Annotated in this window: 22 protein-coding genes and 1 tRNA gene; 9 read left to right on the forward strand and 14 right to left on the reverse strand. The window is 64.2% G+C overall.

All coding sequences use genetic code 11. The features are described 5' to 3' along the window. Positions 1–38: 38 nt before the first annotated feature. A complete protein-coding gene (locus FHS50_RS06435; RefSeq protein WP_183933514.1) occupies positions 39–917 on the reverse strand; it encodes an N-acetylmuramoyl-L-alanine amidase family protein in 879 nt (292 codons plus the stop codon). Between the two features lie 359 nt (positions 918–1276). Between FHS50_RS06435 and FHS50_RS06440 the strand changes: the two genes are divergently transcribed. The 3 genes from FHS50_RS06440 (at position 1277) to FHS50_RS06450 (ending at position 5873) form a co-directional block, all read left to right on the forward strand. After that, positions 1277–3718 carry an Rne/Rng family ribonuclease gene (locus FHS50_RS06440; protein ID WP_183933515.1) on the forward strand — a complete coding sequence of 814 codons (2442 nt, stop codon included), beginning with the start codon at positions 1277–1279 and terminating at the stop codon, positions 3716–3718. A gap of 83 nt (positions 3719–3801) precedes the next feature. Further along, complete coding sequence (locus FHS50_RS06445) at positions 3802–5163, forward strand: M48 family metalloprotease (RefSeq protein ID WP_183933516.1); 1362 nt, start codon at positions 3802–3804, stop codon at positions 5161–5163. Continuing rightward, a complete protein-coding gene (locus FHS50_RS06450; protein WP_183933517.1) occupies positions 5163–5873 on the forward strand; it encodes a DsbA family protein in 711 nt (236 codons plus the stop codon). The genes FHS50_RS06445 and FHS50_RS06450 overlap by 1 nt, the downstream gene beginning before the upstream one ends. Here FHS50_RS06450 and FHS50_RS06455 read toward each other — a convergent pair. Both FHS50_RS06455 and FHS50_RS06460 read right to left on the reverse strand, forming a co-directional pair. Further along, positions 5870–6553, reverse strand: a complete 684-nt coding sequence (locus FHS50_RS06455; RefSeq protein WP_183933518.1) for an RlmE family RNA methyltransferase — start codon at positions 6551–6553, stop codon at positions 5870–5872. The two genes, FHS50_RS06450 and FHS50_RS06455, sit on opposite strands and share 4 nt — an antisense overlap. Then, positions 6550–7590, reverse strand: coding sequence for a Ppx/GppA phosphatase family protein (locus FHS50_RS06460; RefSeq protein ID WP_183933519.1), 1041 nt, complete (start codon positions 7588–7590; stop codon positions 6550–6552). The genes FHS50_RS06455 and FHS50_RS06460 overlap by 4 nt, the downstream gene beginning before the upstream one ends. A 153-nt stretch (positions 7591–7743) precedes the next feature. Between FHS50_RS06460 and FHS50_RS06465 the strand changes: the two genes are divergently transcribed. Continuing rightward, positions 7744–7817 (forward strand) — tRNA-Gln (locus tag FHS50_RS06465). 259 nt (positions 7818–8076) lie between these two features. After that, positions 8077–10398 (forward strand): heavy metal translocating P-type ATPase, encoded by a 2322-nt coding sequence (locus FHS50_RS06470; protein ID WP_183933520.1) that lies wholly within the window; start codon positions 8077–8079, stop codon positions 10396–10398. Positions 10399–10431: 33 nt separating this feature from the next. Here FHS50_RS06470 and FHS50_RS06475 read toward each other — a convergent pair whose 3' ends face one another. From FHS50_RS06475 to FHS50_RS06510, 8 genes are all read right to left on the reverse strand, one after another. After that, positions 10432–10983, reverse strand: coding sequence for a cell wall hydrolase (locus tag FHS50_RS06475; protein WP_183933521.1), 552 nt, complete (start codon positions 10981–10983; stop codon positions 10432–10434). Between the two features lie 370 nt (positions 10984–11353). Next, on the reverse strand, positions 11354–13171 hold the full coding sequence (gene typA, locus FHS50_RS06480) for a translational GTPase TypA (protein WP_183933522.1): 1818 nt from the start codon (positions 13169–13171) through the stop codon (positions 11354–11356). Between the two features lie 100 nt (positions 13172–13271). Beyond that, positions 13272–13682 (reverse strand): MarR family transcriptional regulator, encoded by a 411-nt coding sequence (locus FHS50_RS06485; RefSeq protein WP_183933523.1) that lies wholly within the window; start codon positions 13680–13682, stop codon positions 13272–13274. Positions 13683–13740: 58 nt separating this feature from the next. Continuing rightward, positions 13741–14271, reverse strand: a complete 531-nt coding sequence (locus FHS50_RS06490) for a cytochrome b (protein WP_183933524.1) — start codon at positions 14269–14271, stop codon at positions 13741–13743. 106 nt (positions 14272–14377) lie between these two features. After that, positions 14378–16432, reverse strand: coding sequence for a 3-hydroxyacyl-CoA dehydrogenase NAD-binding domain-containing protein (locus FHS50_RS06495; protein WP_183933525.1), 2055 nt, complete (start codon positions 16430–16432; stop codon positions 14378–14380). Positions 16433–16448: 16 nt separating this feature from the next. Further along, the gene (locus tag FHS50_RS06500) at positions 16449–17198 is read right to left on the reverse strand and encodes an SDR family NAD(P)-dependent oxidoreductase (protein ID WP_183933526.1); all 750 of its coding nucleotides are present in this window, start codon (positions 17196–17198) and stop codon (positions 16449–16451) included. Continuing rightward, the gene (locus tag FHS50_RS06505; protein ID WP_183933527.1) at positions 17195–17974 is read right to left on the reverse strand and encodes an SDR family NAD(P)-dependent oxidoreductase; all 780 of its coding nucleotides are present in this window, start codon (positions 17972–17974) and stop codon (positions 17195–17197) included. Before FHS50_RS06505 ends, FHS50_RS06500 begins: the two co-directional genes overlap by 4 nt. Then, positions 17971–19218, reverse strand: a complete 1248-nt coding sequence (locus FHS50_RS06510) for an acyl-CoA dehydrogenase family protein (protein ID WP_183933528.1) — start codon at positions 19216–19218, stop codon at positions 17971–17973. The genes FHS50_RS06505 and FHS50_RS06510 overlap by 4 nt, the downstream gene beginning before the upstream one ends. 79 nt (positions 19219–19297) lie before the next feature. Here FHS50_RS06510 and FHS50_RS06515 point away from each other — a divergent pair, with 79 nt between their 5' ends. Further along, the gene (locus FHS50_RS06515; protein ID WP_183933529.1) at positions 19298–20458 is read left to right on the forward strand and encodes an acyl-CoA dehydrogenase family protein; all 1161 of its coding nucleotides are present in this window, start codon (positions 19298–19300) and stop codon (positions 20456–20458) included. A 4-nt stretch (positions 20459–20462) separates the two neighbouring features. After that, positions 20463–21584 carry an acyl-CoA dehydrogenase family protein gene (locus FHS50_RS06520; protein ID WP_183933530.1) on the forward strand — a complete coding sequence of 374 codons (1122 nt, stop codon included), beginning with the start codon at positions 20463–20465 and terminating at the stop codon, positions 21582–21584. Here FHS50_RS06520 and FHS50_RS06525 read toward each other — a convergent pair. After that, on the reverse strand, positions 21581–21970 hold the full coding sequence (locus FHS50_RS06525) for a PaaI family thioesterase (RefSeq protein ID WP_183933531.1): 390 nt from the start codon (positions 21968–21970) through the stop codon (positions 21581–21583). The two genes, FHS50_RS06520 and FHS50_RS06525, sit on opposite strands and share 4 nt — an antisense overlap. A 31-nt stretch (positions 21971–22001) precedes the next feature. Beyond that, on the reverse strand, positions 22002–22154 hold the full coding sequence (locus tag FHS50_RS06530) for a hypothetical protein (RefSeq protein WP_183933532.1): 153 nt from the start codon (positions 22152–22154) through the stop codon (positions 22002–22004). A 136-nt stretch (positions 22155–22290) separates the two neighbouring features. Between FHS50_RS06530 and purS the strand changes: the two genes are divergently transcribed. Together purS and purQ are read left to right on the forward strand one after the other, a co-directional pair. Further along, a complete protein-coding gene (gene purS / locus FHS50_RS06535) occupies positions 22291–22524 on the forward strand; it encodes a phosphoribosylformylglycinamidine synthase subunit PurS (RefSeq protein WP_183933533.1) in 234 nt (77 codons plus the stop codon). Beyond that, complete coding sequence (purQ, locus tag FHS50_RS06540) at positions 22524–23189, forward strand: phosphoribosylformylglycinamidine synthase subunit PurQ (protein WP_183933534.1); 666 nt, start codon at positions 22524–22526, stop codon at positions 23187–23189. The genes purS and purQ overlap by 1 nt, the downstream gene beginning before the upstream one ends. A 7-nt stretch (positions 23190–23196) precedes the next feature. Here the strand turns inward: purQ and FHS50_RS06545 are convergent, their stop codons facing one another. Beyond that, positions 23197–23895 (reverse strand): VV20781 family protein, encoded by a 699-nt coding sequence (locus tag FHS50_RS06545; protein WP_183933535.1) that lies wholly within the window; start codon positions 23893–23895, stop codon positions 23197–23199. Positions 23896–24010 lie beyond the last annotated feature (115 nt).

Consider the following 24010-nt stretch of genomic DNA (forward strand, 5'->3'; position numbering starts at 1 on the left):
GCATCGCCTGTAACGCCAAACCTCTCGCCCGAAAAGCGTCAGCGTGCCTGTCGGGTCGCCAAATCGGCCTCGATCGCGTCGGCGAGCGCGCGAACGAGCGTTGCGCGGCCTTCGGCTTCGGCCAGCCGTTCGGCATCGGCCTGGTTGGTGAGATAGCCCGCCTCGACAAGGATGCCGGGCACCTGGGCGCGGCGAAGCACGTGAAAATTGGCCGATTGCACCGGGGTGGGCCGCAATGGCACCGAACCGCGTGCACGGCGCAGCACGCGGCGGGCGAAGGCGTGCGAGGCCTCCATCTGCTCGCGCAGGGCAAGATCGGTGAGCAACGCCTCGACGAGGCTGTCGTCGGTGCTGACGACCGGGCCGATGCGCCGCGCCTCGGCAGCAGCAAGGTCGGCGGCTTCCTCGCTCGAGGCGACATCGGACAAGGCATAGAGCGTCACGCCGACCGCTTCGGGATTGGGCGCGCTGTCCATGTGGATCGAGACGAACAGGTCGGCGCCGATACGCCGCGCGATCGCCGCGCGCTGTTCGAGAGTGAGCCGGTCGTCGCCGTCGCGGGTGAGCGCGGTGCGCACGCGGCCGCGCTCGACCAGCCGTTCGCGCACTTCGCGGGCCATTGCCAGCGTGAGGCGTTTCTCGACCAGCCTTCCCCCCAGCCCGGTCGCGCCGCCATCGACACCGCCATGACCGGGATCGATGAGCACAAGGGGCTGGCCCGGGAGCCGTGCATCGCTGATCTCGACATTGCCGACCGCTTCGGGGAGCGCGACGGTGAGACCGCCCTGCCGCGCTTCACCCACCAGCGCTTCCTCGGCGAGCGGGCGCGACGGGGCACCCTCGAAGCGCGGCCAGAAAATGAAGGCAAGCACGGCGGCCCCAACAATGAAGGCGGCCAGGAGGAGACGGCGGGTCATGCCCCGTTTGATGCGCAAGCCTGCCGCAAAGGGCAAGCGCAATGGCGAGACGTTATTGCGGCATGGCGCGCCCGGTGCTAGGCGGTGGAGCAACCGGTTATTCCGATACCGGCAGTGCCATGGCCGATTTCCGGACCATGGATGACAAGGTTGACGCTGCATGATGTCACAGGACGCACGAATCGAGCTCGCATTCCCGCAGAGCCGTGCGTCATTCGCCGCCTCTCCGGCGATGGCAGATGCAGCAGCAGCAGACATTTTCAGACAATCCGCCCCGGACAGCGCCAAAATCGCGCCCGGGGCCGTTTCAATCGCGCGCCGCGAGGCTCTGGTCCCGCCGCGCGCATGGAGAATTTTCGATGTCCACGCGCATGCTAATCGACGCGCGCCACCCGGAAGAAACCCGGGTCGCCGTCACCAATGGAAACCGTATCGAGGAGTTTGATTTCGAATCCTCCGAGCATAAACAGCTCAAGGGAAATGTTTATCTAGCCAAGGTCACGCGGGTCGAACCCTCGCTTCAGGCCGCCTTCGTCGATTATGGCGGCAACCGGCACGGCTTCCTCGCTTTCAGCGAAATCCATCCCGACTATTACCAGATCCCCAAGTCCGACCGCGAAGCGCTGCTCGCCGAAGAGGCCGAGCATGCCGCCGAGGAAGAGCGCCTGCGCAATGCCGAGGACGAGGACGAGCATGACGAGGAAGGCGCCGAGGAAAACGGCGAGCTCGACGAGGCCGGTACCGGTTCGGATGCCTCGCCCGTCGATGAAAGCGCCGTCAACGAAGTGCGCAAGAAGCGCCAGGCGCTACGCCGTCGCTACAAGATCCAGGACGTCATCCAGCGCCGCCAGGTGCTGCTCGTGCAGGTCGTCAAGGAAGAGCGGGGCAACAAGGGTGCCGCGCTGACCACCTATCTGAGCCTTGCGGGCCGTTATTGCGTGCTCATGCCCAACACCAGCCATGGTGGCGGCATCTCGCGCAAGATTTCGAACGGCAAGGACCGCAAGCGCCTCAAGCAGATCATGTCGGACCTCAAGCTGCCGTCCTCGATGGGGCTGATCGTCCGCACCGCGGGCCTCAGCCGCACCAAGACCGAGATCAAGCGCGATTTCGACTATCTTGCGCGCCTGTGGGACGAAATCCGCGAGAAGACGCTGAAAAGCGCCGCGCCCGCGCTCATCTATCGCGACAGCGACCTGGTGAAGCGGGCGATCCGCGACCTTTATTCGCGCGAGATCGACGAAGTGCTGGTCGAAGGCGAGGAAGGCTATACCGCCGCCCGCCGCTTCATGAAGTTGCTGATGCCCAGCCACGTCAAGCGGGTGAAGCAGTATGACGACCCCACTCCCATCTTTCAGAAATATGGCATCGAGGACCAGCTGTCGGGCATGTACAACCCGGTCGTGCAGCTGAAGTCGGGGGGCTATCTGGTCATCAACCCGACCGAGGCCCTGGTGTCGATCGACATCAACTCGGGTCGTTCGACCCGCGAGCACAATATCGAGCAGACGGCTTTCCAGACCAACCTGGAAGCCGCCGCCGAGATCGCGCGCCAGTTGCGCCTGCGCGACATGGCGGGCCTTATCGTCATCGACTTCATCGACATGGAACAGAACAGCCATGGCCGGAAGGTCGAGAAGGCGATGAAGGAAGCTCTGAAGAACGACCGGGCGCGCATCCAGGTTGGGCGCATCAGTTCCTTCGGCCTGATGGAAATGAGCCGCCAGCGCCTGCGCACCGGCGTGCTCGAGGCCTCGACGCACAGCTGCCCGCATTGCGACGGCACCGGCCTGATGCGCACTGCCTCTTCCTCGGGTCTTTCCGCGCTGCGCATGATCGAGGACGAAGCCGCGCGCGGGAAAGGCAATCGCATCCTTCTTCGTGCCGGGCATGAAGCCGCGATCTTCCTTCTTAACAAGAAGCGTGCCGAACTGGCCGAGGTCGAACAGCGCTACGGCGTGACCGTCGAAGTCGCGATCGACGAGGCGTTCGAAGGCGCCAAGATGAGCGTCGAGAGCCAGGGACCGCGGCCGCCCAAGCCGCAGCAGGCCAGGTCGCGCCCCAGCGAAGCCGAACCCGAGGTCGAGGAAACCGAGGATCTCGAAGCGCCCGACGCCGAGGAAGAAGAGGAAGAGCGCGAAAGCCGTCCGCGCCGCCGCCGTCGTCGTGGCGGTCGGGGCCGTCGCCGTGGTCGCGGTCGCGGTGAAGAGCAGCAGGGCGAGCGCCAGGAAGAGGGCGACGCGCCTGCCGAGGCCGGGGAAGCCGAACAGCAGGACCGCGATGGGCAAGACAGCGAAGAGCCCAAGGCCAAGCCCAAGCCTTCGCGCCGCAGGAAGGCCGCCGCCGAGAAGGCCGATGCCGATGGCAGCGACGATGCGGGCGATGAAAAGCCCAAGCGGTCGCGTTCGCGCAAGCCCAAGAGCGAGGAGAAGGCCGAGGACAAGGCCGACGACCGGGCCGACGCCGGCGAGGAAAAGGAAGAAAAGCCCAAGACCCGCCGCCGTCCGCGCGCCAAGAAGGCCGAGACCGCGAGCGAGGACAAGGCTTTTGCCGACAAGAGCGAGGACAAGTCCGAGGACAAGCCCAAGCGTCGCAAGGCGCCGGCGAAGAAGGCCAAGGAGGAGGACGCGCCGAAGGTCGAGGAAAAGCCCAAGCCCGCCGCCAAGTCCAAGCCGGCCGCCAAGTCGAAGCCCAAGGAAGACAAGGCCGCCGCCAACGAGGATGGCGCCAAGGGCAAGGACGGATCGGACGCCAAGGACGAGCCGCGCCGCACCGGTTGGTGGCAGCGGACCTTCGGATAATGACATCGGGCGCGCGCCTGGCACCCTGGCGTCCGGGCGCGCGCTTCACTTGCCATTCATCCATCTCGTGTGAAAATTCGGGAATGTCCCGTTTCTTTCGCCTGATGCTCCAGTCGATGGCAGCCTTGCTGCTGTTCAGCGCGCTGGTGGCGCGACCCGCTTATGCCCAGTCGGTCCTCAGGGATGCCGAGACCGAGGCGCTGTTCGCCGACATCAGCGCGCCGCTCATCGAGGCGGCGGGGCTTCGGCCCGAGAATGTCGAGATCGTCCTTCTCAACGATGACAGCATCAATGCCTTCGTCGCGGGCGGACAGATCGTCTATATCCATTCGGGCCTCATCATCGAGGCCGACAATGTGAACCAGGTCCAGGGCGTGATCGCCCATGAGCTGGGCCATGTCGCGGGCGGGCATATCATCCGCTTCGGCGAAGGCGTCGGACAGGCGACCAACATCACCATCATCTCGCTCCTGCTCGGCGCGGCCGCAATGGCCGCGGGCGCGGGCGATGCGGGCATGGGCATCATGGCCGCGGGCCAGCGCGCCGCGATGGGGCAGTTCCTTGCCTTCACCCGTGCACAGGAAGCCAGCGCCGACCAGGCCGGTGCGCGCTATCTTGGCGAAGCCGGAATTTCGGGCCGGGGCAGCATCGAATTCTTCCGCAAGCTCGAAAACCAGGAATATCGGCTGAACATTCCGCAGGAAGACAGCTACAACCGCACCCATCCCCTGTCGCGCGAGCGCGTCGCCGCGCTGACCGACGTCTATGAAAAGGACCCCGCGTGGGACCGCCCGGTCGATCCCCACCTGGAAGCGCGTTTCCAGCGCATCCGTGCCAAGCTCCTGGGCTTCGTCAATCCCGATCGGGCGCTGCGCGAATTTCCGCATGGCAACAACAGCCTCGAAGCGCGCTATGCGCGTGCCTATGCCTATCATCGCGGGGTTCGCCCCGAGGCATCGCTGGCCGAAGTCGAGGCGCTCGACGCGCAATATCCCGACGATCCCTATATCCTGGAAATGAAGGGTCAGTTCCTGCTGGAGAACGGCCGTCCCGAGGAAGCGCTTCCCGCGCTGCGCCGCGCGACCGAGCTGGCGCCTGACCAGCCGCTCATCGCGACGACCTTCGGCCATGCACTGATCGCGACCGAGCAGCGCGAGCATTATGAGGAAGCCAAGCGGCTCCTGAAGGCAGCGGTGGTGCGCGACCGGCAGAATCCCTTTGCCTGGTATCAGCTGGGCGTCATCTATTCGGCAGAGGGCGATGAAGCGCGCGCTTCGCTGGCCAGCGCCGAGAGGCAGCAGATGCTGGGTCAGCACCGCCTTGCCATGGTCTCGGCCAAGCGCGCGATGAACGGCATTCCCGCGGGCAGCGCCGACTGGATCCGCGCACAGGATATCATGATGACCAGCGAGCATCTGGTCGAGAAAATGAAGGACAAGCGTTGATGGCGAAATCGCTTCTGGGGGCGGGACTGGTAGGCGGCCTGATCGGTGCTCTGCTGGTCGGAGCGACAGGCTATTTCCTTGCGCCCGAGTTGCTCGGCGACCGGCTGGTGCGCGAGACGCTGCTCGACCAGCCCGAAATGCTGCTCGAGGCGGGCGATGTTCTGCGCGACCGGCAGTTCGCGCCGCTGATCGATGCCAATCGCGACCTGTTCGAGACGCCTTACGGATCGAGTTTCAAGGGTGCCGAAGACCCGCAAGTCGTGATGGTCGAATTTTTCGATTATGCCTGCGGCTATTGCCGGCAGACCAAGCCCGAGATCGAACGGCTGATCAAGGAAATGCCCGATCTCAAGGTCGTCTATCGCGAACTGCCCGTGCTGGGCCCCAACAGCGTGGTTGCCGCCAAGGCGTCGCTGGCCGCGTCCGATGCGGGCAAGTTCCACCAGTTCCACGACAAATTGTTCGAGCTGGGCGGCCCCAATGCCGAGAATATCAAGAAGGCGCTTCAGGCAGCGGGATTGGGCGACGTGCCGCTCGACGATCCGCGCTACGATTCGGAGCTGCAGAAGAATTACGAGCTGGCCAACCTGGTGAATGCTTCGGGAACGCCGACCTTCGTGATCGGCAACCGCGTGATCCCCGCCGCCGAGGGCTATGACAGCTACAAGGCGGCGATTGCCGCGGCGCGGCGCTCGAACGGCGAGAGCTAGGCCTCTTCCTCGCGGCCCTTGAAGCCCTGGGCCACGACATACCATTCGCTCGAACCCTTGCGGCTGGCCGGTGGCTTGGCATGCTTCACGGTGCGGAAATGGCGCTTCAGTTCGGCGACCAGATGGTTGTCGGCACCGCCTGCCAGCACCTTGGCGACATAGGCGCCGCCGGGGCGCAAGACCTCGGTGGCGAAGAGCAGGCCTGCCTCGACCAGCCCCATGGTGCGCAGATGATCGGTCTGGGCATGGCCGACCGTATTCGCCGCCATGTCGGACAGGACGAGATCGGCGGGACCGCCGAGCGCTTCGCGCAAGCGGCCGGGGGCGGCATCGTCCATGAAATCCATCTGCAGGATCTCGACCCCGTCGATCGGATCGGTTTCGAGAAGGTCGATGCCCGCGACGCGCGCCTTGGGCGCCTTCTGGCGGACGACCTGTGCCCAGCCGCCGGGCGCGATGCCGAGATCGACCACGCCCTCGACGCCCTTCAGGAGCCCGAAGCGTTCGTCGAGCTCGATGAGCTTGTAGGCCGCGCGGCTGCGATAGCCCTCGGCCTTGGCCTTCTTCACATAAGGATCGTTGAGCTGGCGCTGGAGCCAGCGGGTCGAGGATGCGCTGCGCTTGCGCGCCGTGCGGACGCGCTCCTTGCCGCCCTTGCCGCCACGCCCGCCCCTGCTCACAGCCGGTACCCGTCGCGGGCCATCAGCGAGCGCAATATGCCTTCGCGGATGCCGCGGTCGGCGATGCCCAATTCGGCGGCAGGCCAGATGTCGAGAATGGCTTCGAGGATGGCGCAGCCTGCGACCACAAGGTCCGCGCGCTCCTCCCCGATGCAGGGCAAGGCGGCGCGGCCCGTAAAATCCAGTTCGCTGATGAGGGTCGAGATCTCGCGCATCGCGCCGATGGGCACGTGCAGCCCATCGACCGCGCGGCGATCGTAGCTGGGAAGCGCGAGATAGACCGAAGCCAAGGTGGTGACCGTTCCCGAGGTGCCGAGGAGGCGGATGTCCTCGCGGTCGCGGGGCAGCCATTCGGCGAAGCGCGAGAAGCCGCGCCGCGCCCGTTCGCGCATCCGCGCATAGGCGGCGGTGCGGTCCGGGCCTTCGAGGGCCTCGCGCCCTTCGCTTTCGGTGAGCGAGACCACGCCCCAGGGCGCGCTCCACCAGGCGCGGATCTTGGGCTCGTCGCCATCGGGCTCGACCAGCACCAGTTCGGTCGAACCGCCGCCGATGTCGAAGATGACCGCCGGTCCCTCGCCCGGCCCCAGGAGCTTGTGACAGCCGAGCACGGCGAGCCGCGCTTCTTCCTGGGGCGGGATGATGTCGAGCGCGATGCCCGTTTCGCGGCGCACCCGTTCGATGAAATCGCGCCCGTTGGCGGCGCGGCGGCACGCCTCGGTCGCGACCGAGCGGGCGATGCTGACCTTGCGACGCTTGAGTTTCTGCGCGCAGATGCCGAGCGCGGCGACCGCGCGGTCCATCGCCTGGTCGGACAGGCGGCCGCTGCTGGTCAGCCCCTCGCCCAGCCGGACGATCCGCGAAAAGGCGTCGATGACGGTGAAGCCCTCGCCATTGGGCCGTGCAATGAGCAGGCGGCAATTGTTGGTGCCCAGATCGAGCGCGCCATAGCTGCGCTCATAAGGCCGCTTTTGCGGGATATTCCGAGGGCGGCGCCGCGGCGCGCGCGGCCTTGGTGACGGGCTGGCGTCCTGCGCCATGACTTATTCCAATCAAAACTGCACCATCGCCGGAATCATCGGTGGCGACGGCTGACCTGCGGACGTTTTACGCTGATTTCGGGCTTTGAGGCAACCAAGGGCCGATCAGGCGTTGACAGCCGCCCGCCGTCTTCCTATCTGCGCGCCCGGCGTTGCCCCATCGTCTAATGGTAAGACTACGGACTCTGAATCCGTCAATCGAGGTTCGAATCCTCGTGGGGCATCCACTTCCAATCATCGCAATCCACTGCAGAGCGTGCCGGGCCTGAGAGGTTCGGCTGGCCGCTGTTCACCGTGAAAACGGGACGTGCGGACCGCTTCTGCCGATAACTGGAGTTCTGTTCCGCCGGCCGGAAATCATTGACTCGAGTGAAATTCGGGGCCGAGAATATCCGAGTGAACTGTAATCCTATGCCGTAAGGAGTAGGAGAAGCGCGCGCGTCGGTTCTGCGGAGGGGATGCGCGCGGGGCGGAAAGGGTGTCGATATGAACGACCTTCCGGGCGCAGCTGCCAAGGCCGAAGCCGTGGATCCGGTGTGCGGCATGACCGTCGATCCTGCCGACAGCCTGCACCATGTCCATGACGGCACCCGCTATCATTTCTGTTCGGCCAATTGTCATGACAAGTTCCGCGCCGATCCCGAGCGCTATCTGGGCGATGCGGAGTCCGACAGCGAGCATGTTCCCGAAGGCACGATCTACACCTGTCCGATGCATCCCCAGATCCGGCAGGTCGGGCCCGGCAGCTGTCCGATCTGCGGAATGGCGCTCGAGCCGGAAATGGTCAGCCTCGACATGGGGCCCGATCCCGAACTGATCGACATGCGGCGGCGCTTCTGGGTGAGCGCGATCCTCACGCTGCCGCTGTTCGTCTATGCGATGGGCGACATGATCCCGGGACAGCCCTTTGCCGAGCTGGTCGAGCCGGCCTGGGCACAGTGGCTGCAACTGATCCTGGCGACGCCGGTGGTCCTCTGGGGTGCGTGGCCCTTCTTCGTGCGTGCCGTGCAGTCGATCCGCACGATGAACCTCAACATGTTCACATTGATCGGGATCGGAGTGGCGATTGCCTATGCCTTCAGCGTGGTCGCAACGCTGGCCCCGCAGCTGTTCCCGCCCGGCTTCCAGGACCATAGCGGGCGCGTGGGCGTCTATTTCGAGGCGGCCGCGGTGATCACTACGCTCGTCCTCTTGGGACAGGTACTCGAACTCAAGGCACGGGGCGCGACCTCGGGAGCGTTGCGCGCGCTCCTCGAACTGGCGCCGCCCACCGCGCTCAAGCTGTTTCCGGGCGGCGAGGAGCGCGAAGTGCCTCTCGATGAGGTGGTATCGGGCGACCGGCTCCGCGTGCGACCGGGCGACAAGGTACCCGTCGACGGCCTCGTCGAGGACGGGGTTAGCAGCGTCGATGAATCCATGCTCACGGGCGAACCGGTGCCGGTGAGGAAGGAAGCAGGCGATGCCGTGACCGGCGCGACGGTCAATGGCACCGGCAGCTTCATCATGCGCGCCGACAAGGTCGGCAAGGACACGATGCTGTCCAAGATCGTGCAGATGGTCGCCGAAGCGCAGCGCAGCCGGGCGCCGATCCAGCGGCTCGCCGACCAGGTGGCGGGAATATTCGTTCCCGCCGTGGTGCTGATCGCCATCGCCAGCTTCATCGTCTGGGCGATGTTCGGGCCCGCGCCCGCCCTCGCCTACGGCCTCGTCAATGCAGTCGCGGTACTCATTATTGCCTGCCCCTGCGCCTTGGGACTGGCGACGCCCATGTCGATCATGACGGGCACCGGCAAGGGCGCGCAGCATGGCATCCTCGTCAAGAATGCCGAAGCGCTCGAGACCTTCGAGAAGATCGACACGCTAATCGTCGACAAGACCGGAACACTGACCGAGGGGCGTCCGAAGCTGGTGCAGGTGAAGGCGGTCGAGGGGCAGGACGAGGACGTGCTTCTGCGCCTCGCTGCGGCGACCGAGATGAGCAGCGAGCATCCGCTGGCCGAGGCAATCGTGCGCGGGGCGCGCGATCGGGCGCTGAGCTTCAGCGCGGCGGGCGAATTTCAGTCGGTGACGGGCAAGGGTGCCGAAGCCACGGTCGACGGTAATCGCGTCGCCATCGGCAACGAGAAGATGATGGAAGCGCATGGCGGTCTCGACCCCGATCTCGCGATCCATGCCGCCAAGGGCCGGAGCGAAGGCCAGACCGTGATGTTCGTAGCGGTCGACGGCCGTCCCGCAGGCATTATCGGGGTTGCCGACCCGGTGAAGCCCACCAGCGCCGAAGCGATCGAGAAGCTGCACCAAGCCTCGATCAAGGTCGTGATGCTGACCGGCGACAGCGAGGGCACCGCGCGGGCGGTCGCGCGGCAGGTAGGGATCGACGAAGTGCATGCCAATGTCTCGCCCGAGGACAAGCAGCGGATCGTCGAAAAATTGAAGGCCGAGGGACGGCGCGTGGCAATGGCGGGTGACGGTATCAACGATGCCCCTGCGCTGGCCGCCGCCGACGTGGGCGTGGCGATGGGCACCGGCACCGACGTGGCGATCGAAAGTGCGGGAATGACGCTGGTGAAGGGAGACCTGGCGGGACTGGCGCAAGCGCACCGGCTCAGTCGCGCGACGATGCGCAACATCCGCCAGAACCTGTTTTTCGCTTTTGTCTATAATGCGGCGGGCGTGCCGGTCGCGGCAGGGGTGCTCTATCCCTGGCTGGGGATATTGCTCAGCCCCATGATCGCGGCCGCGGCGATGAGCCTGTCATCGGTATCGGTGATCGCCAATTCGCTGCGGCTGCGATCGCTGGACCTCTAGAAAGCCATCCAGCCGATCGCAGCGCGCGAAAAATCAGGCGCGGTAGAAGATATGGACGCCAACCTTGGCGACCTTGCTGAGGCGTTTGCCCCAGCTGGGCGCGACATAATCGGCATGATACCAGAGCACGTCCGAGGGGACGATTTCATGGGCATCGTCCATCGCGATGCGCGCAACCGCCTTGGCGGTTTCCCAGGCCTTGTTCTCGGTGATGCGCGGGAAGCGGCGGTTCTGCACGAAGCTGAACTGCGCGCGCTGTTTCACGACGTCGCACCAGCTCGAGGGATATTTGTTCGAGGCCGCGCGGTTGAGGACCACGTCCGCCACCGCCAGCTGGCCTTCGAGACTTTCGCCCCGGGCTTCGAAATAGACCGCATTGGCAAGGCAGCGACCTTCTTCGTCGAGCTTTTCGCCGGTCTTATATTCTTCGACAAGTTCCGGAAGGGTCGCGGGCTGTTCGTCTTCGAGGCTTTCCTCGATGATTTCTTCGGCAATTTCCTGCCGGTCGAACATGGCCTGGACCATCGGAATATTCTGCATCGTCTGCGCCATCGCCCCGCTTTCCCCCGCGGTCACGGCAAACATGGCTGCGACTGCCGGCACGAGGCCAGCACCCCAAAATCGTTTCAATTTTCGCTCTAAACTGTGCGGCCAGTCTTCCCGACGCCTGAGGAACCCTCCCGGTCCGTAGGCGGCGTCGATCGGAACTTTCCGTCTCGCCCTCGGCTATCGTCACCCTCCACGGGACGGATAGCCACTCGCTCTTTCCTGTTGCGACCCAATATAGAGTTCGCCGATGAACGCAAGTTTTACATATGACCAGCCGTTCTCGATTTGAGACGAACTGTGCAACTCTTTGATTTTAAAGTGTTTTTGTCGCTGGTTTGGGGCGCTTCATCGACGCCCCGTTTTTCGCGACAGACATGGCGGGACCCGTCCGGGCCCCGCCATTGCCTCATGCGTCCTCGAGTTTGCGGGCCGCTTTCTTGCGCTCGTGGGGGCACAGGTGCCGCTTGCGGATGCGGATCGACTTGGGCGTCACCTCGACCAGTTCATCGTCCTGGATATAGGCGATCGCCTGTTCGAGCGTCATCTTGCGCGGCGGAGTGAGACGGATGCCTTCATCCTTGCCCGACGAACGGAAGTTGGTGAGCTGCTTGGACTTCTGGGCATTGACCTCGAGGTCCTGCGGCTTGGCATTCTCGCCGATCACCATGCCCTGGTAGAGGGCATCGCCGGGCGAGATGAACAGCGTGCCGCGATCTTCGAGCGCGTTGAGCGCATAGGCGATCGCCTGGCCCTTATCCATCGAGATGAGAACGCCGTTCTGGCGGCCGCTGATCTTGCCCTTGTAGGGGCCATATTTCTCGAACACGCGGTTCATGATGCCCGTGCCGCGCGTGTCGGACAGGAATTCGCCATGATAGCCGATGAGACCGCGCGAGGGGGCGCTGAAGGTAAGACGGGTCTTGCCGCCGCCCGAGGGGCGCATGTCGAGCATCTCGGCCTTGCGGAGCGCCATCTTCTCGACGACGGTGCCCGAGAATTCGTCATCGACGTCGACGACCACGGTTTCATAGGGCTCCTCGCGGCCTTCGGGGCCTTCGCGGAAGAGAACGCGCGGACGCGAGATCGACAGTTCGAAGCCTTCGCGGCGCATATTCTCGATGAGCACGCCGAGCTGCAGTTCGCCCCGGCCCGCCACTTCGAAGGCGTCGCGTTCGGCGCTTTCCGAAACGCGGATCGCCACATTGGTCTCGGCTTCACGCTCGAGGCGGTCGCGGATCACGCGGCTCTGCACCTTGTCGCCATCCTGGCCCGCATAGGGGCTGTCGTTAACGGCGAAGGTCATGCTGAGCGTGGGCGGATCGATTTCGCGCGCGGGCAGCGGTTCCTTGATGCCCGGTTCGCCAATGGTGTTCGAGACGGTGGCGTTGATCATCCCCGCGATGGCGACGATCTGGCCTGCCTTGGCTTCCTCGACGGGAACGCGCTCGAGGCCTTCGAAAGCGAACAGCTTGGTGCAGCGCGCGTCCTCGACCTTGTTACCGTTGACGTCGAGCGCGCGAATGGGATCGCCGACCTTGAGCGTGCCGCTTTCGATACGGCCGGTCAGGATACGGCCGAGGAAATTGTCGCGGTCGAGCAGAGTGGCGAGCATCTTGAACTCACCCGTCTCATCGAGACCCGGCGCAGGCACATGGCCGACGATGGTTTCGAACAGCGGCGTCAGGTCGCCTTCGCGCACATCGTCGGTGCGCCCGGCATAACCCGAGCGGCCCGAAGCGTAGAGCACGGGGAAATCGAGCTGTTCATCGCTCGCGTCGAGATTGAGGAAGAGTTCGAACACTTCGTCGAGCACTTCGGATGCGCGTGCGTCGGGCCGGTCGATCTTGTTGACCACGACGATGGGCTTGAGACCGAGGCCGAGCGCCTTGCCGGTGACGAACTTGGTCTGCGGCATCGGGCCTTCGGCGGCATCGACGAGAAGGATGACCCCGTCGACCATCGAGAGGATGCGCTCCACCTCGGCGCCGAAGTCGGCGTGACCCGGCGTATCGACGATGTTGATGCGCGTGCCCTGCCATTCGACCGACGTGCACTTGGCGAGAATGGTGATCCCGCGCTCCTTTTCGAGTTCGTTCGAATCCATGGCCCGTTCCTCGACGCGCTGATTGTCGCGGAAGGTGCCGGATTGGCGGAAAAGCTGGTCGACGAGCGTGGTCTTGCCATGATCGACGTGGGCGATGATCGCCACGTTGCGAAGGTTCATAATCTGTATCCGTCTGGGAATGTGGCCGCCCCATAGGGCAAGCTGCGCGATGCTGCAATGCAGCGTGAATGGGGCAGCAGTAAGGCGAACGTGCTGGGCGTCAGGCCATGCGTTCGAGGATTTCGACCGCCCGTTCGATGGCGCGCAGCTCGGATTGCGCCAGCCGTGACAGGCGCGCGGCCAGCGGCCCGGCGTTGGTTGCCCCCTGCTGTAGGGCAAGGCGGCCCTGCTCGGTAAGGCGAAGCTGTAGGCGGCGGCGGTTCTCGGGATCCTGTCGGCGATCGACGAGGCCCGCCTGCACCGCCATTTCGACCGCGCGGCTGAGAGCCGGTGCGCCGCGATCGGTGGCTTCGGCGATCTCGCCCAACGTGGCGGGTTCGGCGCGACCGATGGCGCCAAGCATGGCACGCTGCTGCCGTGCGGCGCGATCATCGTCGCGCCCGAGATCGATCTCGTCGATGAGCGCGCCCAGGCGATGCGCCAGCGCATCAGGTGTTGCCGTTCCCCACATTGTTTCAGGCTAGCAACTATTTTTGGCAGCGCAAGCTTGCAGCGCGCAAACCAGTCGCTCAGCGGGCGGGCCACATCCTTCCGGCCGCCGCGGTGCGCCGCCCGTGGTGATAGAGTGCCGCTAGCACATGGACGACCAGCAGCACCGCGAACAGCCAGACGATATATTCGTGGATCGTGCCGCTGATGTCGGAGAGACCTTCGCTCACGCCCGGGATCAGCGGGAATTGCACGCCGAAGACGAGATCGGTCATGCCGCCGTCGGGGCTGATCTTGATGAGGCCGGTGAGCGGGATGAACAGGATGAAGAAATAGAGAAGGGTATGGCTGGTGCGCGCAAGGAGCTTTTCGGGCGCGGGCAGTCCGGCGGGCAAGGCCGGCGGCGGTGCCATGAAGCGGGTCGCGACGCGCAGCAGCGCCACGAGGAGGAGAAGAATACCGAGCGACTTGTGCCACAGGAACTGCTCGGCGCGCTCGGGCGTGCCCTTCTCGTAGAATTGGTGGAACATGTAGCCCGTATAGAGAAGGGCCAGCACCAGGATGGCGGAAAGCCAGTGGAAAAATGCCGCCAGGGCCGAATATCTCTGCATTGACTACGCCTCCGCCACGATGATCGAGCGGCACACAAACATAAAGCGGCACCAGTGGAAAGCCCCTCTTCGCGCCGAACGGCGGAAGAGGGGCTTTTCTGTCCTGCTAGCGGGTGAACTTCTCGCCCTTTTCGGCCTTGTCGAGGAGCAGTTCGGAAAAGCTCCAGTCGTCGCCAAGCCGTTCTTCCTGTCGCTTCAGGCCATCGACGATCTTGTCGAGGCCTTCCGAATCCGCCCAATACATCGGGCCGCCGCGATAGACCGGCCATCCATAGCCATAGACCCACACCACATCGATATCCGACGCGCGCTGCGCTTTGCCTTCCTCGAGGATCTTCGCGCCTTCGTTGACCATGGTGTAGAGCGTTCGCTCGACAATTTCCTGGTCGGAAATCTCGCGTTTCTCGACGCCCTTCCTGGCAGCGAATTCGTCGATGATGCTCTGCACCTTGCCGCTGGGCGAGGGTCGGCGGTTCTCGTCATAATCGTAGAAGCCCGCGCCTTTCTTCTGGCCCCAGCGGTCGATCGCGCAGAGCGCGTCGCGAATGCTTTCGATCCGTTCGGGGTCGCGGTGCCAGCCGATGTCCACGCCCGCGAGATCGGCCATCTGGAACGGCCCCATGGGCATGCCGAATTCGACATGAACCTTGTCGATCTGCTGGGGGGTCGCGCCTTCCAGAAGCAATTGTTCGGCCTGCTTCTGGCGCGGAATGAGCATGCGGTTGCCGATGAAGCCGTAGCAGACGCCCGCGACCACCGCGACCTTTCGGATCTTTTTCGCCAGCGCCATCGCGGTGACCAGCACATCGTCCGCGGTCCTGTCACCGCGCACCACTTCGAGAAGCTTCATGATGTTGGCGGGCGAGAAGAAATGGAGGCCCACCACGTCCCCGGGCCGATCGGTGACCGACGCGATCTCGTTGATGTCGAGATAGGAAGTGTTGGAGGCGAGGATCGCGCCCTTTTTCGCAATTTTGTCGAGACGCGAGAAAATCTCCTTCTTCACGTCCATATTCTCATAGACCGCTTCGATGATGAGGTCGCATTCGGACAATTTGTCGAAATCGAGCGTGGGATCGAGAAGGCCCATCGCCTGTTCGACCTGCTCTTCGGTCATGCGTCCTTTCTTCGCGGTCGACTGGTAATTCTTCTGCATCACCGCGGTGCCGCGATCGAGCGCTTCCTGGTTCATCTCGACGATGGTCACCGGAATGCCCGCCGAAAGGAAGTTCATCGAGATGCCGCCGCCCATCGTGCCCGCGCCGATGACGCCGACACGGCTGATCTCGCGCGGAGTTACATCCTCGCCGACGCCTTCGATCTTGGCGGCCTTGCGCTCGGCGAAGAAGAAATATTGGCGTGCCCTCGCTTGCTCTCCGCTCATCAGTTCCATGAACTTCATGCGCTCGATCTTCACGCCCTCTTCATAGGGCTTCTCGGTCGCGGTGCGGATGCATTCGAGGTTGGCCTGAGGCGCGACATCGCCGCGGAAGAGCTTGGCATTGGCCTTTTTATATTCGTCGAACAGCGCGGGATCGACATTGCGGACCTTGTCGTCGCGTTCGGACGATTTGGGCAGCGGGCGGATATCCTTCACTTCTTCGGCATAGGCGACCGCATGCTGAACGAGATCGCCTTCGACCAGCCGGTCGACCAGACCCGCGTCATGCGCCTTCTCGGCGCTGATCGGTTTGCCGGAGGTCGCCATCTGGAGCGCCAGTTCGACACCCGCGACGCGCGGCGCGCGCTGCGTGCCCCCCGCGCCCGGCAGCAAGCCGAGATTGACTTCGGGAAAGCCCAGCTTGGCGCTGGGCAGCGCCACGCGATAATGACAGCCCAATGCCACTTCGCAGCCGCCGCCGAGCGCGGTGCCGTGGATCGCGGCGACGACCGGCTTGGTGCAATTCTCGATCCGGTCCACGACATCGGGAAGCCAGGGCATCACCGGCGGCTTGCCGAATTCGGTGATGTCGGCGCCCGCGAAGAAGGTGCGTCCCTTGCAGGCGATCACCACGGCATTGACCGCATCGTCCTTTTCGGCGGCCTCGATCTCGCGCACGAGGCCCTGGCGGACCGCCGCGCCCAAAGCGTTGACGGGCGGATTGTCGCTCCAGATGATGCGGATATCGCCGTGCGTTTCGGAACTGATCGGGTCGGTCATGGAGTGTCTCCGGTCGTTAGATTGCGGTGCGGCCATAGGCCTGCAGGTTGAAAGGGTGCGAAGAGGACAATCCCCCGTCCACGACCAACGCATGGCCGTTGACATAGGATGCCTCGTCGGACGCGAGGAACAGGGCGGCGCGGGCGATCTCGATGGGTTCGCCGCCGCGCTGGAGGGGATTGAGATGACCCAATCGGTCTTCCTTCCCCTTTGCCCGCGCGCGTTCATAGACGAACTGGGTCATGCCCGTCTCGATAAGGCCGGGGCAGATCGCATTGACCCGCACGTTCGATCCGGTGAGCTGCTGGGCTCCGACCTTGACGAGGTTGATCACCGCCGCCTTGGAAGCGGTATAGGCAGGGCCGCCCGCCCCCGAGCGCAGCCCCGCGACCGAGGCAGTGGCGATGATCGACCCCCCGCCCCTTTCTTTCATGTGCGGGGCGGCATGCTTGATCGCCATCGCCGGGCCGATCGTATTGACCCGCAGGATCTCGGCCCAGGCCTTTTCATCCTGTTCGAAAATGCTGTCGAGGCCGCCTGAAATGCCCGCATTGGCGAAGAAGATGTCGAGGCCGCCATGCCGGGTCACCACTTCGTCGATCAGCGCCGCGACATCGGCTTCGCTGCCTGCGTCGCATCGGGTATCCGCTCCGTGAAGGTCCGCGCCGACGACCGTCGCCCCTTCCTGTCGAAAGAGATCGGCGGTGGCCTTGCCGATGCCCGATCCGGCACCGGTGATGATGGCGATTTTGCCTTCGAGCCTCACAGCCCCACTCCGATCGTGCTGCCGCCATCGACCACCAGCGCCTGCCCCGTCATGAAGGAAGAGGCCGGGCTGGCGAGATAGACCGCTGCACCCGCGATTTCCTCGGGCTCGCCGATCCGCCGCATCGGCGTGTGGCGCGTCACCGTTTTGAGCGTATCGGGATTTTCCCACAGCGCGCGGGCGAAATCGGTGCGGATGAGGCCCGGCGCGATGCAGTTCACGCGAACGCCCTTGGGGCCATATTCGGCGGCAAGGTTGCGCGCGAGCTGGAAGTCGGCGGCCTTGGAGATGTTGTAGGCGCCGATAGTGGTCGAGCTGGTCAGCCCACCGATCGAGGAAATGATGATGATCGAACCGTCTTCGCGGTCGAGCATGTCGGGCGCGGCCATCTGGATCAGCCAATGGTTCGAGATGATATTGTTCGAAAGGATCTTCTCGAACTGTTCGTCGGAGATGCCCGCCATCGGCCCGTAATAGGGATTGGAGGCAGCGTTGCAGACGAGGATATCGATCCGCCCGAACGCCTCGCGCGTGCGCTCGACGAGGTTTTGCAGGGCCTCCTTCGAGGAGATGTTAGCGGCGACCGCGATCGCCCGTCCCTTGCCATGCTCGTCGCTGATTGCGGTGGCGACATCATCGCAGGCATCCTGCTTGCGGCTCGAGATGACGACATTGGCGCCTTGCGCGGCGAGCGCCTCCGCGATGGCCCTCCCGATGCCGCGCGAAGAGCCGGTAATGATCGCGGTCCTGCCCTGAAGGTCGAAAAGGCCGCTCATCCCTCTTTCTCCGCATGCTTGGCATATTCGAGCCGTGCGATGGTGCGGTTGTGGACTTCGTCGGGACCGTCGGCGAGCCGCAGCGTGCGGATCCCCGCCCAGCTATGCGCGAGCGGCGTGTCCTGCGACACGCCCGCGCCGCCAAAGGCCTGGATGGCATCGTCGATGACCTTGAGCGCCATGTTCGGCGCCTTGACCTTGATCATCGCGATCTCGGCCTTGGCTTCCTTGTTGCCCGCCTTGTCCATCATGTCGGCGGCCTTGAGGCAGAGAAGGCGCGTGCAGTCGATCTCGGTCCGCGCTTCGGCGACGCGCTGTTCCCAGATCGAATGTTCGGCGATCCGCTTGCCGAAGGCGGTGCGTGACTGGAGCCGCCTAACCATCAGTTCGAGTGCTTCTTCGGCGGCGCCGATGGTGCGCATGCAATGGTGGATGCGCCCCGGCCCGAGGCGCCCCTGGGCGATTTCGAAGCCTCGCCCTTCGCCCAGCAGCATGTTGGAGGCGGGGATGCGGACATTGTCGAGGCTGATTTCCATATGGCCGTGCGGGGCATCGTCATAGCCGAACACCGTCAGCGCGCGATGGATGGTGACGCCCTTCGCATCCATCGGCATCAGCACCATCGACTGCTGGCGGTAGCGATGCGCCTCGGGGTCGGTCTTGCCCATCAGGATCGCCACCTTGCAGCGCGGATCGCCCGCTCCGCTCGACCACCATTTGCGGCCGTTGATGACATATTCGTCGCCATCGCGCTCGATCGAAGATTCGATGTTGGTGGCATCGGAGGAAGCCACGCCCGGCTCGGTCATCAGAAAGGCCGAGCGGATTTCGCCACGCATCAGCGGGGCGAGCCATTCTTCCTTCTGTTCGCGGGTGCCGTAGCGATGCAGCACTTCCATATTGCCCGTATCGGGTGCCGAACAGTTGAAGACCTCGGCCGACCAGAGGATGCGCCCCATTTCCTCGGCGCACAGCGCATATTCGAGATTGGTGAGCTGTTCGCCCTCGAAGGCGAAACTTTCATCGACATGCTGAAGCGCACCGCCGGGGGGCATGAAGAGGTTCCACAGCCCGGCTTCGCGCGCCTTGGGCTTCAAATCCTCGATGACGGAAAGCGGCTGCCAGCGATCCCCCTCAGCAATCTGGGCATGATAGTCGTCGACTCGCGGGCGGACGTGCCGGTCGATGAAGGATTTGACCGAATCGCGGAAAAAAGCCTGCCTTTCCGTAAGGTCAAAATCCATCGTCCAATCCCCATGTTGCCTGTTCGGTCGGTAGCTATCTAAAACGGGCTAAATCCCCCGATGAGGAAGGGCAAGGGCAATGGCCGACGACGAGACGTTCCGCGCAGAGACAAGGGCATGGCTGGAAGCCAATTGCTCGCCCGAGATGCGCACCCCGATGCGAAGCGAGAAGGATGCCTGCTGGGGCGGGCGGAATTTCAAATTCGCGTCCGACGCGCAGCGCCAATGGCTCGAGGCGATGGCGGGTCGCGGCTGGACCGTTCCCGACTGGCCAAGCGAATATGGCGGCGGCGGATTGAGCCCGTCAGAGACCAAGATCCTCAAGGAGGAGATGGCGGCGATCGGGGCGCGCGTGCCGCTCACCAGCTTCGGCATCTCGATGCTGGGGCCGGCGCTCTTGAAATATGGGACCGAGGCGCAGAAGCAGCGCTTCCTTCCCGAAATCGCGCGAGGCGAGATCCGCTGGTGCCAAGGCTATTCCGAGCCGGGCGCGGGGAGCGATCTGGCTGGCCTGCAGACCCGCGCCGAGGACAAGGGCGATCATTATCTCGTCAACGGCCAGAAGGTCTGGACATCCTATGCCGACGAAGCCGACTGGATCTTCTGCCTCGTCCGCACTTCCAACGAGAGCAAGCATGGCGGGATCAGCTTTCTCTTGTTCGACATGGAAAGCCCGGGCGTCTCGACCAGGCCGATCAAGCTGATCAGCGGCTATTCGCCCTTCTGCGAGACCTTTTTCGATAATGTGAAAGTCCCCAAGGACCAGCTTGTCCATGAAGAGAACAAGGGCTGGACAGTCGCCAAATATCTGCTCGGCCATGAGCGCGAGATGATCAGCGGCATGGGGCTGGGCGGCAGCGCAGGCTCCTCGCTCCTGTCCGAGGCGCTCGATGTGGGTGACGATCCCTTGCTGGCCGCCGACCTGGCCCGTTTCGATGTCGATGCCCTAGCCTTCCAGGCGATGAGCGAACATTTCATCGACAAGCTCAAGGCGGGCGAAGCGCATCCCGCCGAACCCTCGCTGATGAAATATGCCGGGACTGAGCTCAACAAGCGTCGCCACGAGCTTTTGCTGCGCGCGGGTGGGTCCGATGCGCTCGAATGGGAAAGCGAGCGGAGCCGCGAAGGCAAGACCGCGCGCGACTGGCTGCGCACCAAGGCAAATTCGATCGAAGGCGGCACCAGCGAAATCCAGCTGGGCATCGTCGCCAAACATATTCTCCAGCTTCCGGGAGCCTGATCGCATGCTCAAACTGAATGACGACCAGCAGATGCTGCTCGACACGGTCCGACCCTTCATGGCCGACGAAGGGCGGATCGAGACCCAGCTGCGTCACTGGCGCGACAAGGGCTGCCCCGACGGCTTCGGCCATGGGCTATGGGAACGGTTCGGCCAGCTCGGCCTTTCCGGCATCCTCATCCCCGAAAGCGCGGGCGGAAGCGGGCTCGGCCAGGTCGAGGCCAATGTCGTGCTCGAGGAGATCGGGCGCAATCTTACCCCCTCGCCTTTCCTCACGACCGCCGTCACCGCGGTGCGCGCGATCGAAGGCACGCCGCATGCCGAGCGATGGTTTCCGGGGATCGTCGAGGGCAAGACGGTCGCCGCCATCGCCCTCGACGAAGGGCCGCGTCACGATCCCGCCGGGACCGCGATGGAAGCGCGCCGTTCGGGCAACGGCTTCACCCTGAACGGGAGCAAGCAATTCGTCGTCCATGGTCGCAGCGCCGATTTCTTCATCGTCGCGGCACGTAGCGGCGGATCGGCCGGAGAGCGCGAGGGCATTACCCTGTTCGCCGTGCCCAGGGACGCGAAAGGCCTCGAACTGGAAAATGTCACGCTGGCCGATTCCTCCAAAGCAGCGCGGCTCGACTTCGACGAAGTCGCAGTCGATGCCGATGCGGTGATCGGCGAAGTCGATGGCGGCTGGAACCTGCTACGCCGCGCGCTACGCGCCGGACGCGCGGGCGCAGCATCCGAACTTGTGGGCATCGCCGCGGGCGCTTTCGCCATGACCAACGACTATCTGAGGGAACGCAAGCAGTTCGGGCGGGAAATCGGCAGCTTCCAGGCCCTGCAGCACCGTGCGGCGCATCTCTACAGCGAGATCGAGATCGCGCGTGCCGCGACCTTGAAGGCCGCGCAGCTCATCGACGAGGAACATGGGGATGCCGAGCGTTTCACCGCGGTGGCCAAGGCCAAGGCAGGCAGTGTCGCGCGTCTCGCGGTGCAGGAAGCCGTCCAGATGCACGGCGGCATCGGAATGACCGACGAACATGACGTGGGCTTCTACATGAAACGGCAGGCAGTGATGGACGAACTGTTCGGCAGGCCGTCCTTCCACGCGCGCCACCTTGGTAAGGACTAGCTTCGTTCAGGGCGCGACAGGAGAAAGTTGATCCGTGCCGAGGCGATCGGCGTTTCGGGCTCCTTCTGCCAGGCGTTGACCGTGACATTGGCGATGCGCCGTCCCAGCCGTTCGATATGAGCCTCGGCATAGGTGTCGACGTGAAGGCCGCCGCGCATATAGTCCACCGTGATCGTGACGGGCTTCATCTCAATGCCATCCTCGCCGATGGCCTCGACCAGCGTCGCGAAGGCGGTGAATTCCAAGAGACCCGCGATCGCGCCGCCGTGCAGATAGCCGGGGCGTCCCGTGACATCGTTATGAAAAGGCATGTGAATGCGCAAACGCCCTTCGTCCCTGAGAGGCGAAAGGCGCAACACTTCTCCATAAGGTGGAATCGCCAGCATCGGGCGGGCTTAGCGCCAAACGGCGCGCGCGTCAGCTATTGCTCTTGTAGCCGGCGATGATGCCCAGGACGAACGACGTGGCGAGCGCAAGCTGCACTTTGCCATTGGGGTCCGCCCAACCGAAATATGCCGAGCCCCACCCGAACAAGGCGATGAAGATCATCGCTGAAAGGCCAACCAGCATGGTACGCTCCCTCCCTCTTTGGCGCGTAGACGCCGAACGAGCGTAAACCCTGCTCTCAAATGGTTATTATTGGGTAAAGCTTGCCAGCGCTGGCCTCTCCCGCCATAGGCGGCGCAACAGCTGGAGGGAAAGCAACATGAAGGCGCGTGTCACCATCACCCTTAAGAACGGCGTGCTCGATCCGCAGGGCAAGGCGATCCACCACGCTCTCGAGGGACTGGGCTTTTCCGGCGTCGAGGACGTGCGCGCGGGCAAGGTGATCGAGCTCGACCTTGCCGAGGGCGCGAGCGAGGATGATGTCGACGCGATGTGCCGCAAGCTTCTCGCCAACACCGTCATCGAAAATTACGCGATCGAGATGGTCGACTGATGAAAAGCGCGGTCATCGTCTTCCCGGGCTCCAATTGCGACCGCGACATGGCGTCCGCGATCGAGAGCGTATCGGGCCGCGCGCCCGAGATGGTCTGGCACCGCGACAGCGACCTGCCCGCAGGCGTGGATTTCATCGCGATTCCGGGCGGATTTTCCTATGGCGACTATCTGCGCTCGGGCGCGATGGCGGCGCGTTCGCCGATCATCGCCGTGGTTCGCGAAGCCGCCGAGCGCGGCACGCCGGTGCTGGGCGTGTGCAACGGTTTCCAGATCCTCACCGAAACGGGGCTGCTGCCCGGGGCGCTGATGCGCAACAAGTCGATGCATTTCACTTGCCGCGACGCCGCGCTGCGCGTCGAGAATGCCCGGTCGGTCTTCACCCATGGCTATGACGAGGGCGAGACCATCCATGTCCCCGTCGCGCATCATGACGGCAACTACCAGACCGATGCCGACGTGCTCGACCGGATCGAGGGCGAAGGCCAGGTGGCGTTCCGCTATCTCGACGACATCAACGGTTCGGCGCGGGGCATCGCGGGCATCCTCAACGCGAAGGGCAATGTCCTCGGCATGATGCCGCACCCCGAACGCGCCATCGAAAAAGCCCACGGCAACATGGACGGACGGCGACTGTTCGAGGGCCTCTTCGAAAAGGTCTTCTGACCTTTCCCTAGAGTTGGCTGTCGGCTGGATCCCACAACAGTGCCAGCGCCATCGAGGCGATCGCCATCGTCCGCTTCACGCCGGGATCGAGCGCAGGCGCGCTGATCAGGCGCGGCGTGCCGTTGAGTTCGATTGCGCCCACCGGCTCTCCGTCGCGATAGAAGAGATAGCCGATCGGCGTCTCGGTGGTGAGCGGGCTACCTTTCACGCCATGCACCGAGCGAAAAGCGAGTATTTCTCCGCCCAGCGCGATTTCGCCGCGCCGTTCATGCTGTGCGAGCATTCCGCCGATGCCGTCCGCGCTTTCCTGCAGTTCGAAGCGCGCCGGGAAGGAGCGTCCATCGACGAGGAAGTCGCAGCGATAGGCCATCGGACTGGTAACGAAACTCGCGCTGCCCAGCGTCAGGGCGCGCTCGCGCATCCGGCAACGGGCATCGACCATTCCGCTGAGCATCGGACCCTCGATGGTGAAATCGGCATGGGCCGCGCGGCGGTCGGCGTTGAAGAAGCGCAGCCGTGTCTCCGAGCGCTCGTAGCCGCCAGAATATCCGGCGAAGCGGAAACGGCCGTGGGTCCAGCCATCGATGCCCAGAACGGGCTCGGCAGACTGGCCGGCCAGTGAAGAAGGAAGCTGCATTTGTGCAGGTTGGAGGCTGGCACAGCCCCCGAGCGCCAAAGTGGCGGCAATCAAGGCGACTCGCATCATCGAACCTTTCCCAAGGCTGCCTGTAAAGCCGGTTCGATGCGCCTCGCCGGATTGCTGGATCGTGAACGACCCGAAACGACTTTCTGACGGGGTGGAAAGCGCGACATTTGATGGC

This window comes from Sphingomicrobium lutaoense, assembly GCF_014195685.1.
Lineage (GTDB): Bacteria > Pseudomonadota > Alphaproteobacteria > Sphingomonadales > Sphingomonadaceae > Sphingomicrobium > Sphingomicrobium lutaoense.

What these genes read in the sequence shown, in the direction of transcription:
- FHS50_RS06435 (WP_183933514.1), bottom strand. Translation starts at nt 917, where the DNA reads ATGACCCGCCGTCTCCTCCTGGCCGCCTTCATTGTTGGGGCCGCCGTG.
- FHS50_RS06440 (WP_183933515.1), top strand. Translation starts at nt 1,277, where the DNA reads ATGTCCACGCGCATGCTAATCGACGCGCGCCACCCGGAAGAAACCCGG.
- FHS50_RS06445 (WP_183933516.1), top strand. Translation starts at nt 3,802, where the DNA reads ATGTCCCGTTTCTTTCGCCTGATGCTCCAGTCGATGGCAGCCTTGCTG.
- FHS50_RS06450 (WP_183933517.1), top strand. Translation starts at nt 5,163, where the DNA reads ATGGCGAAATCGCTTCTGGGGGCGGGACTGGTAGGCGGCCTGATCGGT.
- FHS50_RS06460 (WP_183933519.1), bottom strand. Translation starts at nt 7,590, where the DNA reads ATGGCGCAGGACGCCAGCCCGTCACCAAGGCCGCGCGCGCCGCGGCGC.
- FHS50_RS06470 (WP_183933520.1), top strand. Translation starts at nt 8,077, where the DNA reads ATGAACGACCTTCCGGGCGCAGCTGCCAAGGCCGAAGCCGTGGATCCG.
- FHS50_RS06475 (WP_183933521.1), bottom strand. Translation starts at nt 10,983, where the DNA reads ATGTTTGCCGTGACCGCGGGGGAAAGCGGGGCGATGGCGCAGACGATG.
- typA (WP_183933522.1), bottom strand. Translation starts at nt 13,171, where the DNA reads ATGAACCTTCGCAACGTGGCGATCATCGCCCACGTCGATCATGGCAAG.
- FHS50_RS06485 (WP_183933523.1), bottom strand. Translation starts at nt 13,682, where the DNA reads ATGTGGGGAACGGCAACACCTGATGCGCTGGCGCATCGCCTGGGCGCG.
- FHS50_RS06490 (WP_183933524.1), bottom strand. Translation starts at nt 14,271, where the DNA reads ATGCAGAGATATTCGGCCCTGGCGGCATTTTTCCACTGGCTTTCCGCC.
- FHS50_RS06495 (WP_183933525.1), bottom strand. Translation starts at nt 16,432, where the DNA reads ATGACCGACCCGATCAGTTCCGAAACGCACGGCGATATCCGCATCATC.
- FHS50_RS06505 (WP_183933527.1), bottom strand. Translation starts at nt 17,974, where the DNA reads ATGAGCGGCCTTTTCGACCTTCAGGGCAGGACCGCGATCATTACCGGC.
- FHS50_RS06510 (WP_183933528.1), bottom strand. Translation starts at nt 19,218, where the DNA reads ATGGATTTTGACCTTACGGAAAGGCAGGCTTTTTTCCGCGATTCGGTC.
- FHS50_RS06515 (WP_183933529.1), top strand. Translation starts at nt 19,298, where the DNA reads ATGGCCGACGACGAGACGTTCCGCGCAGAGACAAGGGCATGGCTGGAA.
- FHS50_RS06520 (WP_183933530.1), top strand. Translation starts at nt 20,463, where the DNA reads ATGCTCAAACTGAATGACGACCAGCAGATGCTGCTCGACACGGTCCGA.
- FHS50_RS06525 (WP_183933531.1), bottom strand. Translation starts at nt 21,970, where the DNA reads ATGCTGGCGATTCCACCTTATGGAGAAGTGTTGCGCCTTTCGCCTCTC.
- FHS50_RS06530 (WP_183933532.1), bottom strand. Translation starts at nt 22,154, where the DNA reads ATGCTGGTTGGCCTTTCAGCGATGATCTTCATCGCCTTGTTCGGGTGG.
- purS (WP_183933533.1), top strand. Translation starts at nt 22,291, where the DNA reads ATGAAGGCGCGTGTCACCATCACCCTTAAGAACGGCGTGCTCGATCCG.
- purQ (WP_183933534.1), top strand. Translation starts at nt 22,524, where the DNA reads ATGAAAAGCGCGGTCATCGTCTTCCCGGGCTCCAATTGCGACCGCGAC.
- FHS50_RS06545 (WP_183933535.1), bottom strand. Translation starts at nt 23,895, where the DNA reads ATGATGCGAGTCGCCTTGATTGCCGCCACTTTGGCGCTCGGGGGCTGT.